The organism is Comamonas sp. MYb396 (genome assembly GCF_037479555.1).
Taxonomy (GTDB): domain Bacteria; phylum Pseudomonadota; class Gammaproteobacteria; order Burkholderiales; family Burkholderiaceae_C; genus Comamonas.
Map to the genome: position 1 here is coordinate 1 of NZ_JBBGYU010000008.1, position 16,696 is coordinate 16,696.

The following is a 16,696-nucleotide window of genomic DNA, read 5'->3' on the forward strand; positions in this document are numbered from 1 at the left end:
GCACCTCAAAAAAACAAACCTTGCGAACCGCCCTCTTTCGAGTCTGGCAGCTTTGCAAGGCATCGTGCTGTCGATAGGCGCTATTGTATAGGCGTTTACCGACAGCTTTTCATGAAATTGCAATTTTTTTCAACTGCAGCGGCCGATCAGACCTTCCACTTCTCCAGCAGCTTCTCTGGACGCAGGCTGTCGTAGCCTTCGAACGGCTGGTGGATCCAGGGGTTGGTCGCCAGGAACTCCACCGAGTAATCGGGCGTGAAGGTGGAAACACCCTTGGTCCAGATCACCGCACTGCGCAGCTCCGTGATGGGCGCGTAGTTGTTCTTGAGCATGTTGATCACGGCATTGAGCGTGTGACCCGAGTCCGCCAGGTCATCGACCAACAGCACGCGGCCAGCGATCTCACCCTTGGGGGTTGTGATGAAGCGCGCGATATCCAGGTGACCCTGCTGCGTACCGGCCTCGGCGCGGTAGGAGCTGGTCGACATGATGGCCAGGGGCTTGTCAAAAATACGGCTCAGGATGTCGCCAGGACGCATACCGCCGCGAGCCAGACACAAGATGGTGTCGAACTCCCAGCCCGATTGGTGAATCTTGATGGCCAGTTTTTCAATCAGGCCATGGTACTCGTCGTAGCTGACATACAAGTGCTTGCCGTCTTCAGTAAGCATGGGTTTCCTCAATCAAAAGTAGCAACCAGGGCTTAGGCCTGGTAGGGGTTGTGCATCAGGATCGTATGGTCGCGATCCGGGCTGGTCGAGACAACGGCGATGGGCACACCGGTGACTTCGGCAATACGGTCCAGGTAACGGCGCGCATTGACGGGCAGCTTGTCGTATTCGGTCACGCCCACGGTGGTGTCGGTCCAACCGGGGATTGCTTCGTAGATAGGCTTGCAGCGCTCGATGTCGTCTGCGCCCAGTGGCAGCAGGTCGATGCGCTCGCCATCGAGCTCATAGCCCACGCACAGCTGCAGCTCTTCAATGCCGTCGAGCACATCCAGCTTGGTGATGCACAGACCGGACAGGCCGTTGATCTGGGCCGAGCGCTTGAGCAAGGCCGCATCAAACCAGCCGCAGCGGCGATAGCGGCCGGTGGTCACACCCTTTTCTGCGCCCACGGTGCTCATCACCCAGCCTGGCGTGCCTTCCTTTTGCCATTCCAGCTCGGTCGGGAAGGGACCACCACCTACACGGGTGCAGTACGCCTTGGTGATGCCCAGCACATAGTGCAGCAGGCCCGGGCCCACGCCCGCACCGGCAGCCGCATTGCCAGCCACGCAGTTGGACGAGGTCACATAGGGGTAGGTGCCGTGGTCCACATCCAGCAGCGAGCCTTGCGCGCCTTCAAACAGCAGGTTGCCGCCTTCGGCATGCACCTGGTTCAGCTCGGACGAGACATCGGCAATCATCGGCTTGATCAGCTCGGCGTGTTGCATGGCTTCGTTGTAGACGGCGTCGAACTGGATCTCGCCATTCTTCATGTAGGGAGCGAGTTGCGGGCCGAAGTCGAACTTCTGCGAACCCAGCACGCTCACCAGAATGTGGTTATGCAGGCTCAGCAGCTCGCGCAGCTTGGTGGCAAAACGCTCGGGGTGCTTGAGGTCTTGCACGCGCAGTGCACGGCGGGCAATCTTGTCTTCATAGGCCGGGCCGATGCCCTTGCCGGTGGTGCCGATCTTTTGCACACCACCCTGCTCACGAGCCGCTTCACGGGCCAGATCCAATGCCTGGTGGAAAGGCAGGATCAGCGGGCAGGCTTCAGACACGCGCAGGCGATCACGCACCTGAACGCCGGCCTTCTCCAGGCCTTCGATTTCTTCAAACAGCTTACCCACGGACAGCACCACACCATTGCCGATGTAGCACTTGACGCCGGGGCGCATGATGCCGCTGGGGATCAGATGCAGTGCCGTCTTCACGCCATTGATGACCAAGGTGTGGCCGGCATTGTGGCCACCCTGGAAGCGCACCACACCTTGTGCGCTCTCCGTCAGCCAATCGACCAACTTACCCTTGCCTTCGTCACCCCATTGAGTGCCAACCACAACAACGTTGCGACCTTTGGAGATAGCCATGTCTTTTCCCATCCAAGAACAAAATACGGTTAAATGCTGCGCACGATCCACTGGCCATCGACTTCGGCCAGTTCGCGGTCACAATTGAATTCGTCGACTTCATCGTCATGCCCAGGCAAGGCGCAGACCACGGTTTCTCCGGTCTGGCGCAGGCGGGCGATAACCTCGCGCATATCATGGCGGTCCACCCAGGGCGCGCGAATGGCAGCCTTGAGGGGCCGCGGCTCGACCACCGGCACCAGCTGCTTGATATCCAGACTGAAACCAACGGCAGGACGGCTGCGGCCAAAGGCGGCACCCACCTCGTCATAGCGGCCGCCACGCACCAGCGCATCGGTCACGCCTTGCGCATAGATGGCAAAGCGCATGCCACTGTAGTAGGAGTAACCGCGAAGATCGGCCAGGTCAAACGTCACAGCCGGGCTGTCGATGCGGCTGGCCAGTTGGCGCAGGTCCGCCAGAATCGGCGCCACACCCGGGATGGCTGCCAGGGCCTTTTCAGCCTCGGCCAGCACCTCCACATCGCCATACAGGTTGAGCAAGGCACGCAGTCCATCCCGCTGGGCCTGCGGGAAATCGCGGGTCAGCGCGGCGAGCTCAGAGGCATCCTTGACCGCCAGCGCCGCATGCACGCGGCGCAGGGTCGGCAGATCCACCAACAATCCCGCCAGCAGGCGCTGAACGATGCGCACATCGGCCAGGTCCACCGAGAAATCATGCAGCTGGGCCACGCGCAGCGACGCGGTCGCCAGCGCGATCACCTCCACATCAGCCTCCACCCCGGCATGGCCGTAGATTTCAGCGCCAAACTGCAAGGGCTCGCGGGTCGCATGGGGGCGATCGGGCTTGGCATGCAGCACCGGCCCGCAGTAGCACAGACGCGTCACACCCTTGCGGTTGAGCAAATGGGCATCGATGCGAGCAACTTGTTGGGTGGTGTCAGGGCGGATGCCCAGGGTGCGACCGGAGAGCTGGTCCACCAGCTTGAAGGTCAGCAGGTCCAGCGCTTCACCGGAGCCGGAGAGCAGCGAGTCCAGATGCTCCAGCAGCGGGGGCATCACCAGTTCGTAGCCGTAAGCACAAGCCGTATCGAGCAGGCCACGCCGAAGCTCTTCGATGTGTCGCGCTTCAGAAGGCAGCACATCGGCAATGTGATCCGGAAGGATCCAAGCAGACATGGGGAATTGGGAGGGCTGTTAAAAACGTGATTCTACAGGGATGACAGCGGGCGATCCGCATTTCCTGCTCTCGGCACTGCGCCTTTGCGGCCATTACAGAGCCCAGCGCCTAGCGATGCTATAAGAAACCCCAATGAAAAAAGCCACTTTGCGTATGCAAAGTGGCTGGCAGGGAGCGCTGGGCCGGGCTTACTTGGTGCCGGACGAGCGGTAGCCCTTGAAGAAATCCGAGGACGATGGATCGACCACGATCACGTCCGACTTCTTGTTGAAGCTGGACTTGTAGGCCTCCAGGCTGCGGTAGAACTGCGCGAACTGCGGGTCTTTGCCAAAGGCATCGGCATAGACCTTGGCCGCTTCAGCGTCACCCTCACCCTTGAGCGCCTGGGCGTCACGGTAGGCATTGGCCACCGTCACTTCACGCTGGCGATCGGCATCGGCGCGGATCTTTTCACCCACGGCACCGCCGGTCGAGCGCAGCTCATTGGCCACGCGCTTGCGCTCGGCTTCCATACGGCTGTAGACCGATTCGGTAATGGCTTCCACATAGTCAACGCGTGTGATGCGCACATCCACAATGTCGATACCCCAGGGCTTGCTGCCTTTGACCGCTTCGAGCACTTCGCGCTTGACGTCGGCCATGGTCTGCTCGCGCTTGCCAGAGATCATGTCCTGCACGGTACGGCGGTTGACTTCCTCCTGGAAGGCATTGCGCACCACGCGGTTGAGCTGGATCGCGCCCTGGCCTTCAGTCGTACCCACATTGCGGATATAGGCCGAAGGATCGGTGATGCGCCAGCGCACATACCAGTCAATCACCACGCGCTGCTTCTCGGCAGTCAGCATGGATTCGGTGTCGGTGCTGTCCAAGGTCAGCAGGCGCTTGTCCAGGTAGGTCACGTTCTGCAGTGGAGGCGGCAGCTTGAAGTTCAAGCCCGGCTCCGTGATGACTTCCTTGATCTGGCCGAGCGCATACTTGATGCCGAACTGCCGCTGATCGACGACAAACACGGTGGAGCTGAGCAAGGCCAGCACCACCAGGACGGTTGAAGCTAAAAATCCCATTCGATTCACAAATCACTCCTAGCGCGACTCGCGGTCACGGGTACGGCTGGTATCACGGGCACGGGCATCGGGCACCGAAGGTGCGGGCGCCGGTGCGCTGGTCGTGGACGCGTTCGAGCTGGCAGCAGCATCGCCTGCAGCAGCGCCGCCCTGGGTCTGCTGCATGATCTTGTCCAGCGGCAGGTACAGCAGGTTGGAGCCTTGCTTGGAGTCGACCACCACCTTGGTCACATTGCTGTAGACCTGTTGCATGGTTTCCAGGTACAGGCGGTCACGCGTGACCACCGGCGCCTTTTGGTACTCGGTATAGATCGACGAGAAGCGCTGGGCATCACCCTGGGCCTGCGCCACGATCCGGGCCTTGTAAGCGGCAGCCTCTTCCATCAGGCGCGATGCAGTACCGGTGGCGCGTGGCACCACATCGTTGGCATAGGCCTCAGCCTGGTTCTTGGTGCGCTCACGCTCTTGTCCGGCCTTGAGCACGTCGTCAAATGCCGCCTGCACCTGCTCGGGCGGACGCACGCCGCCTTGCTGCAGATTGACGCCAACAACCTCGACACCGATCTTGTAGCGGTCCAGGATGACCTGCATCAGCTCGCGCACGCGGGGCGCAATCTGGTCACGCTCTTCGGCCAGCGCCGCATCCATCTTCATCTTGCCCACCACCTCACGCACGGCGGTTTCAGCCACCTGGATCACGGTGTCTGCCGGCGCCTTGCTCTCGAACAGCCAGGCACGGGCATCGCTCAGGCGGTACTGCACGGCGAACTTGATCTCGACGATGTTCTCGTCTTCGGTCAGCATCGCCGATTCGCGCAGACCAGTGGTCTTGATGATGCTGTCGCGGCCCACATCGGCAGAGCGGATCTGCGAAACATAGACCAGCTCATGGCGCTGGATTGGGTATGGCAGGCGCCAGTTGATACCGGCATTGACGGTCTTGTGGTACTTGCCGAACTGCGTGATGACCGCTTGCTGGCCTTCTTGCACGATGAAAAAGCCGGTGCCCATCCAGATCAGTGCGGCAACGCCGACGATCAGGCCCAGGCCAACGCCTGCGCCCTTGAACTCGGGCGGCTGCCCTGCACTGCCGCGGCCCGTGCCGCCGCCTTTACCGCCACCGAACAAACCACCGAGCTTTTTGTTCAGGTCCTGCCACAGCTCGTCCAGATCCGGGGCACCGCTGGTGCCGGGGCGCTGCGCGTTGGGCCGGTTGTTCTGCTCGGGCGGGTTGTAGGGCGGGCGAGATGGCTCTTGACCTGCATTGCTGCTGTCGTCCTTGCCATCGTCACCCCGCCCCCAGCGAGGATCGTTCAGGTTAAACATTCCGCGCAGGCCCTGCGGCAGCAAGGCCAGGCGCGGAAAACGTGAATGAAGTTTCATTAGCGATGTCTCTATGAATCAGCGTTACAAGCGCATGCAAGCAGCCATTGTGGCAGCCCTAGGAGGCATTTCCCAGCAATTCGTCATCAGCGTCTGGGGCTATCTCCCAGGCATCACCCGCATCGAGCGCTGCCTGGCGAGCGACCAGGGCCTGGGCCAGGTGCTCGCGCACGGCCTCCAGCCCCTGCCCCTTGGCTGCGCTGACAAAGAATCGTGGAACCTGCACCCCATCGAGCTCATAGCTGTCTGCAAGCGCTGGTGGCCGCCGGTCTGGCTCAATGGCATCCAGTTTATTGAATACCAGAACCTGCGGCACGTTTTCTGCCCCAATTTCCCGAAGAACCTTTTGGACTTGTTGTATTTGTTCCGGGTGGGCAGGGTTGGAGGCATCGACCACATGCAGCAGCAGATCTGCATCGACCGCTTCTTGTAGGGTTGCCTCGAAAGCATTGACCAGCCCGTGGGGCAGGTCACGAATAAAACCGACCGTGTCGGAGATGGAGATGGAGCGCTGTGCCGACTCCAGGTACATCTGCCGCGTCGTCGTGTCCAAGGTCGCAAACAGCTGGTCAGCTGCATAGGCGCGGGCCTTGACCACGGCGTTGAAGAAGGTCGATTTGCCGGCATTGGTGTAACCCACCAAGGACACGTTGAAAGTGTCGTTGCGCTGGCGCTGGCGGCGCTGCGTGGCGCGCTGCTTCTTGACCTTGAGCAGCCGGTCCTTGGTGCGCTTGATCGCATCGTTGATCATGCGCTTGTCCAGCTCGATCTGCGTCTCACCCGGGCCGCCACGCGTGCCGATACCGCCGCGCTGGCGCTCCAAGTGCGACCAGCGGCGCACCAGGCGCGTGCTGAGGTACTGCAGCTTGGCCAGTTCCACCTGGAGCTTGCCCTCGTGGCTGCGTGCGCGCTGCGCAAAGATCTCGAGGATCAGCAAGGTCCGGTCGTTGACCGGCATCTGCAAATGGCGCTCCAGATTGCGTTGCTGGGCCGGGCTGAGCGCCTGGTCAAACAGGATCTCGGTGGCACCATGGGTCTGCGCCACCAGGCGGATCTCATCGGCCTTGCCGCTGCCCACAAACAGCGCCGCGTCGGGCACCTTGCGCTTGCACACCAGGCGCGCGACCGGGTTCAGGCCAGCCGTTTGGGCCAGCAGTCCCAGCTCTTCGAGCTCGGAATCGAAGTGCGGAAAACCAAAATCCACCCCGACCAGCATGACCGGGGTGGATTTTTTGTCGTTGGAATTTTGTTGATTACTCAATGATGTAGAGCTGCTCACCCGCGGATTGCGCGAGTGTTGTGCTATCAAAAGCGTTAGGCTGCGGCTTCGTTGTCTTGCGAGTCAGGTGCCGAGAAGTTCACGGCACGACCGGGGACGATGGTCGAGATCGCATGCTTGTACACCATCTGGGTGACGGTGTTGCGCAACAGCACAACGTACTGGTCAAAAGATTCGATCTGGCCTTGGAGCTTGATGCCGTTGACCAAATAGATGGACACTGGCACATGCTCGCGGCGCAGAGCGTTGAGGAAGGGATCTTGCAGAAGTTGGCCTTTGTTGCTCACGATATTCTCCGTGTTCGGACAGTGTTGTTGTAAAACGCCACCTTACCACAGTGGCATCCTAACTGAACGATAAATGGTTTTTTCCATGTGATGGGTCTGTGGATCAGACCTCATCTCACTTGTACGCTATCAATCTTTGTCAGCGTAAGGGTTATGTGAGGTCTTGAATTCAATCCGCAAGGGGGTGCCGATCAAATTAAATTCCTTGCGGAAACGCCCTTCCAGGAATCGCTTGTACGCATCGGTGATGTGTTCGAGCGAATTGCCGTGGATCACGATCACCGGCGGGTTCATGCCACCCTGGTGCGCATAGCGCAGCTTGGGGCGGTATGGCCCGATCTTCTTGGGCGTCTGGTACTGCACCGACTCCAGCAGCACGCGCGTGAGCACGGGCGTCGGCATCTTGCACAGGGCCGACTTGTGCGCCTGGGTCATCGAGGTCCACAGCGGGCCCAGGCCCTGGCGCTTCTTGGCCGAGATGAAGTGCAGCGGTGCAAACTTCAGGAAGGACAGGCGCAGCTCGATCGAGCGCTCCAGCATCTGACGGCCATAGTCGTCGAGCGCATCCCACTTGTTGACAGCCAGCACCACGGCGCGGCCGCTCTCCAGAATGTAGCCGGCGATGTGGGCGTCCTGGTCGGTCACGCCTTGCGTGGCATCGAGCAGCAGCAGCACCACGTTGGCCCCTTCAATGGCCTGCAAGGTCTTGACCACCGAGAACTTCTCGATCGCCTCGAACACGCGGCCCTTGCGGCGCAAACCGGCGGTGTCAATCAGCTGGAACTTCTGGCCATTCTTCTCGAACGGCACCGCAATCGCATCGCGCGTGGTACCGGCCATGTCAAAGGCCACCAGGCGTTCTTCACCCAGCCAGGTATTGATCAAGGTGGACTTGCCCACGTTCGGGCGCCCTGCCACGGCCAGCTTGATGACGCTCTCATCTTCTTCGGGCTCTGCGTCCTCGTCCTGGTTGAGCCAAGGCAATTTCTCCAGCGCCATGTCGATCATGGTGCGGATGCCCTGGCCGTGCGCGGCCGAGACCGGGAACACCTCGCCCAGACCGAGCTCATAGAACTCGGCCAACTGGCCGCCGTCCTTCATGCCCTCGGCCTTGTTGCCCACCAGCATGGCGGGCTTGCCCAGGCGGCGCAGGTAGCCGGCAATCTCATGGTCCTGGGCCGACAGGCCCAGGCGTACATCAACCACGAACAGCACCACATCCGCCTCGGCCACGGCCTGGCGGGTCTGCTTGGCCATTTCCTTGAAAATGCCACTGGTCGCATCGGGCTCGAAACCACCGGTATCGATCACGATGTATTCGTGCTTGCCCTGACGGCCTTGGCCGTAATGGCGATCACGCGTCAACCCGGCAAAGTCGGCAACGATGGCGTCGCGCGACTTTGTCATGCGGTTGAACAAGGTGGATTTGCCCACATTGGGGCGCCCCACCAAAGCAATAACTGGCTTCATTCCTGACTACTTTTTCTTTTCTTACTCGGGCCGAAAGCCATACACCGCGCCGTCATTCGTCTGCACCACCATGGTGTTGCCCGCCACTACCGGCGCCACGGAGATACCGGAGCTGTTGGTAGAGAAGCGGTTGAGCGGCGAGCCGTCTTTCTTGGACAGCATATGCACCGTGCCCGAACTATCACCAAAAATCACAGAGCGGCCCAGCACCAGCGGCTGGCTCAGCTTGCGGTAGCGCAGGCGATTGCTCGTCCACACCACGCTGCCGCCCTCATGCGCCCAGGCCGTGATCACGCCATTGCCATCGGCACCGGCCACCACATCGGCATCACCCGAGATGCCATTGATACCGTCGGCACGCACCGTCCAGCTCAGCTGCGCGGTAGCGGCATCGATACAGCCCACGGCCATCTGGTAGGCACGCGTGCACAGCACCGAGCCTTGGCGTGAGACGCCACCCACCAGTTCCACCAGACGCTCGACGTCATTGGTGCCACGGGGGCTGGCAATCGGCACTTCCCAGCGCAGGGCGCCGGTGTTGGGGTCGATGCCAACAAAGCGGCCCGACACGCCGGCGACCAGGGTGTCCTGGTAGGCGGTGAGCACACCGCTTTGGCGCAGCACCAGCGCTTCGCTGGTCTTGGCCTGGCTCCACAGAGCCTGGCCCGAGGCCGCATCAAAGGCCTGCACCGAACGGTCCGCGCTTTGCACAAAGATGCGCTCGCCCGCCACCAGCGGCGCGGTATAGACACGCGCTGGCAGGCGCTTGCGCCACATTTCCTTGCCCTGGGTCAGCGCCACCAGGTTGCCGTCTTCGGTCACCACGGCGGCCCATTTGCCATCACTGCCCACGCCCGCCGAGAGCTTCTGGCCCACGTTGACGCGCCACAGATCGGCACCGGTGTCGGCATTGATCGCAGCCACCTGGCCGTCGGCCGAAGCCAGGGTCACCACCTTGCCGCTGACATTCATCACCAAGGTGGGATTGCTCTTGCCAATGCGCTGCGTCCAGACCTGCTGCACAGACAGCAGTGCGACATTGGGCTCCAGCTCAGTGGGCTTGCGCTTGTCCGACGAGAACAAAGAGCAGCCCGCAATGGCCAGCGCCACTGCCGATACCGTCAAAACCTTGGCTGCAGCAGCTGCTGCAGCATATGCCTGTTGTTGTTTCATGCGCACTGCCTTCTGCCATCCATCACTTCAGATCTTCGCCCAGCGCATTGAGCTTGACGGAGATCACGTTGCGGTATTCCACGCCCGGTTCGGTCTTTTGCAAGGCCGCCTTGTACGACTCGATGGCTTGCGTCTTGTCGCCCTTGGCCAGGTAGACATCGCCCTTGTGGTCTGCCACCACGGCATCGAACTCGGTCGGCATCTTGGTGCCCAGCACCTTGAGCGCCTCATCATAGGCCTGGCTGTTGAGCAGCACCGCTGCCAAACGCACGCGGGCGGTGGCCTTGAGGCCTTCGTCCGATGCATTGTCGGCCACCCAGGTGAGCGCTGCCTTGGCATCGTCCATCTGGCCCTTGTCACCCGCGGCCTTGGCCACCAGCAGACCGGCATGCGCCGCCTGCACGGTGCCGCCGTAGTTGCTGCGCAGGTCGCCAAAGGCCTGGTCGATACGGGTCTTGTCACCCGAGTTGACGGCCGATTCGACCGCCGACGACAGTGCGCTCGCTTGCGATGCCTGGCGGTTTTGCCAGTACTGGTAGCCATTCCAGGCGGCAAAGCCACCCAGCACAATCACCAGTACCGTGGTGATCAAGGTGCCCCACTTGTTCCAGAAGTGCTTGAGCTGGTCTATCTGTTCCTGTTCTTCCAGATCTAAATGCGTTGCCATATTGTTCTAATGGAGTTGAATCAAAAAAAAGCTTGCCGCTGCGATTGCGCTTATGCGCGCAATTGCGCTGCCCAATCGGCCACGGCATCAATAGCGCGTTCTGCCTGGGCGCCCTCGCCATCACGCAGTTGCTTGACGGTCACCATGCCGCGCTGCATCTCGTCGCTGCCAAAGATCAGCGCGCAAGCGGCGCCGCTGGCATCGGCCTTCTTGAACTGCGACTTCATGCTGCCCAGGCTCCCTGCCACGGCCGAGCCATGCATCTGCACCCGCACACCGGCTTGTCGCAGGGTCTGGATCACGCGCATGGCCTGCGGCAGCAGGGCTGCGTCCGGCAGGATAGCGTAGGCGTCAATAGACGGGCGATCCCACTGGATATTCAGCTCCTTGATCAGCTCGAGCACGCGCTCGATGCCCATGCCCCAGCCCACGGCCGGCGCGGGCTTGCCGCCAATCTGCTCGATCAGGTAGTCATAGCGGCCGCCGCCGCAGATCGTGCCTTGCGAGCCGAGCTTGTCGGTGATGAACTCGAACACCGTCAGGTTGTAGTAGTCCATGCCGCGCACCAGGCGCGGGTTGACCGACCAGGCCACGCCATTGGCGTCCAGGATGTCCTGCACGGCCTTGAGGTGGGCCTTGGAGTCCTCACCCAGAAAATCAAGCAGCTGGGGCGCAGCATTGACCATCGCCTGCATGGCCGGGTTCTTGGTGTCGAGCACGCGCAGCGGGTTGCTGTACATGCGGCGCTTGCCCTCGTCGTCCATCACCTCGGTGTGCTGCTCGAAATAGGCCACCAGTGCCTCACGGTGCGCGCGGCGCTCCTCGGGCTGGCCAAGGCTGTTGAGCTCCAGGCGCACGCCTTCAATGCCCAGGTCCTTCCACAGCTGCGCGGCCAGCAGGATCACCTCGGCATCGAGCTCGGCGCCGCCAAAACCCATGGCTTCAACACCCACCTGGTGGAACTGGCGGTAGCGGCCGCGCTGGGGCTTTTCGCGGCGGAACATCGCGCCGATGTAGAACAGGCGCTTGCCGCCGTCATAGAGCAGGTTGTTCTCGACCACGGCACGCACCACGCCGGCCGTGCCTTCGGGACGCAAGGTCAGGTGCTCGGCCTGGCCATGCTTGTCGGCCCGGTCTTCGAAGGAATACATTTCCTTCTCGACGATATCGGTCACCTCGCCCAGGCCGCGCACAAACAGCGCCGTGTGCTCGGCCAGCGGCGTGCGGATATTGCGGTAGGCAAAGCGCCCCATCACATCGCGCACCTTGCCTTCAAACCATTCCCACATGGCCGAATCGGGCGGCAGGATATCGTTCATGCCTTTGATGGCGGCCAGCTTTTCATTCATGCCCATGGGCTTCAATCTCTCTGTTCAGTATGCTTGCAAACACTTGCGAGGCCAGCAAGTGCAGCTCTCAATTATCTACCTTGGCAGCACCGTAGCGGCGCTCCACATAGGCCTGCACGATCTCGTGGAACTCCTGCGCAATGCGGTCACCGCGCAAGGTCAGCGCCTTTTCGCCGTCGATAAAGACGGGAGCGGCGGGCGACTCGCCATTGCCCGGCAGGCTGATGCCGATATCGGCATGCTTGCTCTCGCCGGGGCCATTGACGATGCAGCCCATCACGGCCACCTTCATCTTCTCGACGCCGGGGTACTTCACACGCCAGACCGGCATTTGCGAGCGCAGGTGCTGGTCGATGTCGCGCGCCAACTCCTGGAAGGTGGTGCTGGTGGTACGGCCGCAGCCCGGGCAGGCGGTGACGCTGGGCACAAAGCTGCGCATGCCCATGGCCTGCAGAATCTCGCTGGCCACCACCACCTCTTGCGTGCGCGCTTCGCCCGGCTGCGGGGTCAGCGACACGCGGATGGTGTCGCCAATGCCGTCTTGCAGCAGGATGGAGAGCGCAGCGGCCGAGGCCACCGTGCCCTTGGTGCCCATGCCCGCCTCGGTCAGCCCCAGGTGCAAGGCATAGTCGCAGCGCGCAGACAGGCCGCGGTAGACCGCCACCAGATCCTGCACCCCACTGACCTTGCAGGACAGGATGATCTGGTCGCCGTTCAGGCCCATCTCCTGGGCACGCTGCGCAGAGGAAATGGCCGAGGTGATCAGCGCCTCGTACATCACCTGGCGCCCATCCCAGGGCACCGCGCGGCGGTTGTTCTCGTCCATCAGCTCGGCGAGCAACTCCTGGTCCAGGCTGCCCCAGTTCACGCCAATGCGCACGGCCTTGTCGTACTGCATGGCCGCCTCAATCATCTGGCCGAACTGCTTGTCCTTCTTGTCGCCCTTGCCCACGTTGCCCGGGTTGATGCGGTACTTGGACAGCGCCTTGGCGCAGTCGGGGAACTCGGTCAGCAGGCGGTGGCCGTTGTAGTGGAAATCGCCCACCAGCGGCACGTTCTCGCCCATGCGGTCGAGCTGCTCGCGCACATAGGGCACCGCTGCTGCGGCCTCGGGCGTGTTGACGGTGATACGCACCATCTCCGAGCCCGCCTGCGCCAGCTCCTTGACCTGGATGGCCGTCTCGATCACATCCACGGTATCGGTATTCGTCATCGACTGTATGCGCACCGGCGCATCGCCCCCGACCGTCACCACCCGGTCACCCCAGACCACACGGGCCTGGCGACTTTTGCGGGCGGCCGGCACCACCATGGGCACGGGCAACAGGATGTTCTCTTCTTGCACTTAATTCACCTCAAAACGGGCGGTGCTGCCCTTGGTCACTTTTTTCAGATCAAAAGCCGACCCGCGCAGCTGCATCTCCACGCCCACAGCATTGCCCACGATGAGCTTGAGCGGCGGCGTGGCCGCGATATCTTCACTGGTGCCAGCGCGGATGGTCTTCTCAAACACCACCTTGCCACTGGCTTCCTTGACCTGCACCCAGCTGTCCTGGCTGGCCTTGAAATGCAGCAACGGCGCGCCTTCAGCAGGGGCAGCCACCACCGGAGCAGCAGCGGCGGGGCTGGACTGACCAGCCAGCGCAGCGCTGCCACCGGCGTCAGCCGCGCCATTGGCCGGCGCCTCGGGCACCGGATCGGTCGAGCTGCCGCCCAGCGCTACCGGCTCGGACTGGTCAGCCACACCGGCGACATTGTTCGAGCGCGCCGGCGCCGGCGCAGACGCGGCGGTCTGGCTCTTCCAGTAGTCCGCCAGCTGCGGATAAAACAGCACGCCGACGGTCGCCACGATCAGGAGCACGACCACGCCCATCCAGGGAAAGGGCTTGCTGCTGGGGAAATCGTTTTTCTTGCTCTGCGCCGGGCCCACGGCCACGCGGGTCTTGACGCTCTCCACGCCCGGGCTCAGGTCCTTGCCTGGCGGCTTGGGCAGTTGGGCAAGCACCGGCGCCGGGTCGATCTTGAGCACACGGCACACGGCCGAGGCCAGCGCACGCACAAAGACCACATCCGGGAACGCACTCCAGTTGCCCGCTTCCAGCGCTTCGAGCTTGTGCACCGACACCTTCAGGTGCGCGGCTACGGCCGGCAGGTGGTAGCCCAGCTCCTCGCGCGCCTGGCGCAGCATCTCGCCAGCGCTCAGGGGGGCACCCGAGGCTGCGTTGTTGGCGTTCGTTGCTTCTTGGATATCAGACTCAATCACAGCACGCCTCCACCAGCGATACGTGCCGCCTCTTTGGAGTCGGGGAAACGCTTTTGCAATTGGGCAGCAAGCGCACGTGCGCTCGCTCCGTCGCCCAGGGCTTTTTCAATTTGGATACCAAGGAACAACGACCCGGCATTGGCCAGCTCACCGTTGTTCAGCCGCCGGATATAGAACTGCGCACGGCGCGCGTCGCCGCGCTGGTTCAGCAGCTTGGCGAGGTTGAAGCTGACGATGGGGTTGCCCGCGTCGTATTCATAGGCCTTGAGCAAGCTGGCCTCGGCCTCGGCAGGCTTGCCCGCCGCTTCGTGGCACAGACCCTGGGCCATCAAGGTCTTGGCTTGCTGAAAATACTGGCGCTGCACCAGGGCCTGGTTGAAATAGCGGTCCGCGGCCTCGTATTTTTTCTCCTGGCAGAGCAGCCAGCCGTGGTTGTGCATGATGTCGCCATCGGTGGGCTTGAGCGACTGGGCCTTGCTGAAGCTCTCAGCGGCAATATCGGGCTCGCCCAGCTGCATATAGATGAGGCCACGCATGTTGTAGGCATCGCCGCTGTTGGGATCGAGCGCCAGCACCTGCTTGATCTCGTCGAGCGCAATCGTGGTCTTGCCGGACTGGAAATAGTTGGCAGCCAGCTCAAGGCGGATGCGCGCGCGCCGATGGATTTCGGTCTCATCGGATTGGGTGACATAGGCGGCATCCTCACGGGCCGTACTGCTGCTGGTACCACAGCCCGACAAACCGCCTACCAGGGCCAAACCCAGCAAGGCGGCAGCCATGAGGCGATGTACCCTCGGTTGCCCTATTGTCACAGCCTCTTGCATGCACACCCTCCTCAAACTGTTTGGACTATTTCTAGACTTGCGCCAGCGGTATGACCCGGTTCTTGGCCATGCGTTCTGCCGCTTTGGTACGGTCTTTCACATCGCCAGCGAGCTGGCCGCAGGCCGCATCGATGTCGTCACCCCGGGTCTTGCGCACGGTGGTCACAACGCCCGCGTCCGAGAGCATCTTGGCAAATTCCGTCACCCGACTGGCAGGTGATCGTAACAGACCCGAGGCTGGAAAAGGGTTGAATGGAATCAAATTGAATTTGCACCATGCCCCGCCGTTGCCCGCATACTCTCGCACCAGTGCTATCAATTGCTGGGCATGCTCGGGTTGGTCGTTGACGCCGTCGAGCATGCAGTACTCAAAGGTGATGAAGTCACGCGGCGCAAACTCCAGGTAGCGGCGGCAGGACTGCATCAGCTCGTCAAGCGGGTATTTCTTGTTCAGCGGCACCAGGCCATTGCGCAGCGGATCGTTGGGGGCGTGCAGCGACACGGCCAGCGCCACCGCGCAATCCTGCGCCAGGCGGTCCATCATCGGCACGACGCCCGAGGTGGAGACGGTGACGCGGCGGCGCGACAGACCATAGCCATGGTCATCGAGCATGGTGCGCAGCGCAGGCACCAGGGCCGTGTAATTTTGCAGAGGCTCGCCCATGCCCATCATCACCACGTTGGAGATGATGCGCTCATCGCGCCCCAGGCGCTTGCGCAGCGCGTGTTCGGCAAACCACAGCTGCGCCATGATTTCGCCGGTGGTCAGGTTGCGGCTGAAGCCCTGGTGCCCTGTCGAGCAAAAGCGGCATCCCACCGCGCAACCGGCCTGCGAAGAGACGCACAAGGTGCCACGGTCATCTTCGGGAATGAATACGGATTCGACGGCATTGCCATCACCCACGTCGAACAGCCACTTGACCGTTCCGTCGGCAGACACATGCTCGGTGATCACGGGCAGCGCCGTGACATGGGCCGTGCCCTTGAGTTTTTCGCGCAGGGACTTGGCCAGATCGGTCATCTGGTCGAAATCGGCTGCACCGCGCTGGTGGATCCAGCGAAAAAGCTGCGTGGCCCGGAAGCGCTTCTCTCCCAGCCCTTCGCAAAAGGCGGTCAAACCAGCCAAATCAAAATCAAGCAAATTGGTGGTCATGGATATACGCTCGGGCCACTTACCTATGCCACGCGGCCTTGCGGCCGCGCACATGTCAATTAACGGGAATAGACGTTCATGCCGGGGAAGAAGAACGCCACTTCCACAGCGGCGGTCTCAGCGGCGTCAGAGCCGTGCACGGCGTTGGCGTCGATGCTGTCAGCGAAGTCAGCGCGGATCGTGCCCTTGTCAGCCTTCTTAGGGTCGGTAGCGCCCATCAGCTCACGGTTCTTCAGGATGGCGTTTTCGCCTTCCAGAGCCTGGATCATCACAGGACCGGAGATCATGAAGTCCACCAGATCCTTGAAGAAAGGACGGGCAGCGTGCACAGCGTAGAACTGCTCAGCGTCTTGACGCGACAGTTGCACCAGCTTGGCGGCCACGATCTTCAGGCCAGCAGCTTCAAAGCGGGCGTAGATTTGACCGATAACATTCTTAGCCACTGCATCGGGCTTGATGATCGAGAGGGTACGTTCGATTGCCATAATAAATTTCCTGTTGATGGATTTTTTGCTCTAAAAGCAAACC

16 protein-coding genes are annotated in these 16,696 nt (G+C 61.8%); all 16 read right to left on the reverse strand.

Going from position 1 to position 16,696, the window contains the following annotated elements; all coding sequences use genetic code 11:
* Positions 1-146 precede the first annotated feature (146 nt).
* Positions 147-671, reverse strand: coding sequence for a phosphoribosyltransferase (locus tag WH265_RS17615; protein WP_021027527.1), 525 nt, complete (start codon positions 669-671; stop codon positions 147-149).
* Between the two features lie 32 nt (positions 672-703).
* On the reverse strand, positions 704-2,077 hold the full coding sequence (locus WH265_RS17620) for an adenylosuccinate synthase (protein WP_021027526.1): 1,374 nt from the start codon (positions 2,075-2,077) through the stop codon (positions 704-706).
* Positions 2,078-2,106: 29 nt separating this feature from the next.
* Entirely contained in the window at positions 2,107-3,255 is a 1,149-nt protein-coding gene (locus WH265_RS17625; protein WP_021027525.1) for an ATP phosphoribosyltransferase regulatory subunit, read from the reverse strand.
* 189 nt (positions 3,256-3,444) lie between these two features.
* On the reverse strand, positions 3,445-4,329 hold the full coding sequence (gene hflC / locus WH265_RS17630; RefSeq protein ID WP_021027524.1) for a protease modulator HflC: 885 nt from the start codon (positions 4,327-4,329) through the stop codon (positions 3,445-3,447).
* Positions 4,330-4,338: 9 nt separating this feature from the next.
* Positions 4,339-5,703, reverse strand: a complete 1,365-nt coding sequence (gene hflK, locus WH265_RS17635) for an FtsH protease activity modulator HflK (protein WP_312990063.1) — start codon at positions 5,701-5,703, stop codon at positions 4,339-4,341.
* A 58-nt stretch (positions 5,704-5,761) separates the two neighbouring features.
* Positions 5,762-6,919: a GTPase HflX gene (gene hflX / locus WH265_RS17640; RefSeq protein ID WP_021027522.1), complete on the reverse strand. Its 1,158-nt coding sequence runs from the start codon at positions 6,917-6,919 to the stop codon at positions 5,762-5,764.
* A 98-nt stretch (positions 6,920-7,017) separates the two neighbouring features.
* Positions 7,018-7,269, reverse strand: a complete 252-nt coding sequence (gene hfq, locus WH265_RS17645; RefSeq protein WP_021027521.1) for an RNA chaperone Hfq — start codon at positions 7,267-7,269, stop codon at positions 7,018-7,020.
* A 129-nt stretch (positions 7,270-7,398) separates the two neighbouring features.
* Positions 7,399-8,739, reverse strand: coding sequence for a ribosome biogenesis GTPase Der (gene der / locus WH265_RS17650; RefSeq protein WP_182345464.1), 1,341 nt, complete (start codon positions 8,737-8,739; stop codon positions 7,399-7,401).
* A gap of 21 nt (positions 8,740-8,760) precedes the next feature.
* A complete protein-coding gene (gene bamB, locus WH265_RS17655; protein ID WP_312990064.1) occupies positions 8,761-9,912 on the reverse strand; it encodes an outer membrane protein assembly factor BamB in 1,152 nt (383 codons plus the stop codon).
* Between the two features lie 22 nt (positions 9,913-9,934).
* On the reverse strand, positions 9,935-10,579 hold the full coding sequence (locus WH265_RS17660; RefSeq protein WP_339559120.1) for a YfgM family protein: 645 nt from the start codon (positions 10,577-10,579) through the stop codon (positions 9,935-9,937).
* A 50-nt stretch (positions 10,580-10,629) separates the two neighbouring features.
* A complete protein-coding gene (hisS, locus tag WH265_RS17665) occupies positions 10,630-11,934 on the reverse strand; it encodes a histidine--tRNA ligase (protein ID WP_021027517.1) in 1,305 nt (434 codons plus the stop codon).
* Between the two features lie 61 nt (positions 11,935-11,995).
* On the reverse strand, positions 11,996-13,240 hold the full coding sequence (gene ispG, locus WH265_RS17670) for a flavodoxin-dependent (E)-4-hydroxy-3-methylbut-2-enyl-diphosphate synthase (protein WP_339559311.1): 1,245 nt from the start codon (positions 13,238-13,240) through the stop codon (positions 11,996-11,998).
* A 33-nt stretch (positions 13,241-13,273) separates the two neighbouring features.
* Positions 13,274-14,191, reverse strand: coding sequence for a RodZ domain-containing protein (locus WH265_RS17675; protein ID WP_339517887.1), 918 nt, complete (start codon positions 14,189-14,191; stop codon positions 13,274-13,276).
* The gene (gene pilW / locus WH265_RS17680) at positions 14,188-14,970 is read right to left on the reverse strand and encodes a type IV pilus biogenesis/stability protein PilW (protein WP_339559121.1); all 783 of its coding nucleotides are present in this window, start codon (positions 14,968-14,970) and stop codon (positions 14,188-14,190) included. Before pilW ends, WH265_RS17675 begins: the two co-directional genes overlap by 4 nt.
* Before the next feature lie 76 nt (positions 14,971-15,046).
* Positions 15,047-16,168 carry a 23S rRNA (adenine(2503)-C(2))-methyltransferase RlmN gene (gene rlmN, locus WH265_RS17685; RefSeq protein ID WP_021027514.1) on the reverse strand — a complete coding sequence of 374 codons (1,122 nt, stop codon included), beginning with the start codon at positions 16,166-16,168 and terminating at the stop codon, positions 15,047-15,049.
* Positions 16,169-16,227: 59 nt separating this feature from the next.
* Complete coding sequence (gene ndk, locus WH265_RS17690) at positions 16,228-16,653, reverse strand: nucleoside-diphosphate kinase (protein WP_021027513.1); 426 nt, start codon at positions 16,651-16,653, stop codon at positions 16,228-16,230.
* Between the last annotated feature and the right edge of the window lie 43 nt (positions 16,654-16,696).

Excerpts from the sequence above, each read along its gene's own strand:
- WH265_RS17615 (WP_021027527.1), bottom strand. The coding sequence starts at position 671 with ATGCTTACTGAAGACGGCAAGCACTTGTATGTCAGCTACGACGAGTAC.
- WH265_RS17620 (WP_021027526.1), bottom strand. The coding sequence starts at position 2,077 with ATGGCTATCTCCAAAGGTCGCAACGTTGTTGTGGTTGGCACTCAATGG.
- WH265_RS17625 (WP_021027525.1), bottom strand. The coding sequence starts at position 3,255 with ATGTCTGCTTGGATCCTTCCGGATCACATTGCCGATGTGCTGCCTTCT.
- hflK (WP_312990063.1), bottom strand. The coding sequence starts at position 5,703 with ATGAAACTTCATTCACGTTTTCCGCGCCTGGCCTTGCTGCCGCAGGGC.
- hflX (WP_021027522.1), bottom strand. The coding sequence starts at position 6,919 with ATGCTGGTCGGGGTGGATTTTGGTTTTCCGCACTTCGATTCCGAGCTC.
- der (WP_182345464.1), bottom strand. The coding sequence starts at position 8,739 with ATGAAGCCAGTTATTGCTTTGGTGGGGCGCCCCAATGTGGGCAAATCC.
- bamB (WP_312990064.1), bottom strand. The coding sequence starts at position 9,912 with ATGAAACAACAACAGGCATATGCTGCAGCAGCTGCTGCAGCCAAGGTT.
- WH265_RS17660 (WP_339559120.1), bottom strand. The coding sequence starts at position 10,579 with ATGGCAACGCATTTAGATCTGGAAGAACAGGAACAGATAGACCAGCTC.
- hisS (WP_021027517.1), bottom strand. The coding sequence starts at position 11,934 with ATGGGCATGAATGAAAAGCTGGCCGCCATCAAAGGCATGAACGATATC.
- ispG (WP_339559311.1), bottom strand. The coding sequence starts at position 13,240 with ATGGTGGTGCCGGCCGCCCGCAAAAGTCGCCAGGCCCGTGTGGTCTGG.
- pilW (WP_339559121.1), bottom strand. The coding sequence starts at position 14,970 with ATGGCTGCCGCCTTGCTGGGTTTGGCCCTGGTAGGCGGTTTGTCGGGC.
- rlmN (WP_021027514.1), bottom strand. The coding sequence starts at position 16,168 with ATGACCACCAATTTGCTTGATTTTGATTTGGCTGGTTTGACCGCCTTT.
- ndk (WP_021027513.1), bottom strand. The coding sequence starts at position 16,653 with ATGGCAATCGAACGTACCCTCTCGATCATCAAGCCCGATGCAGTGGCT.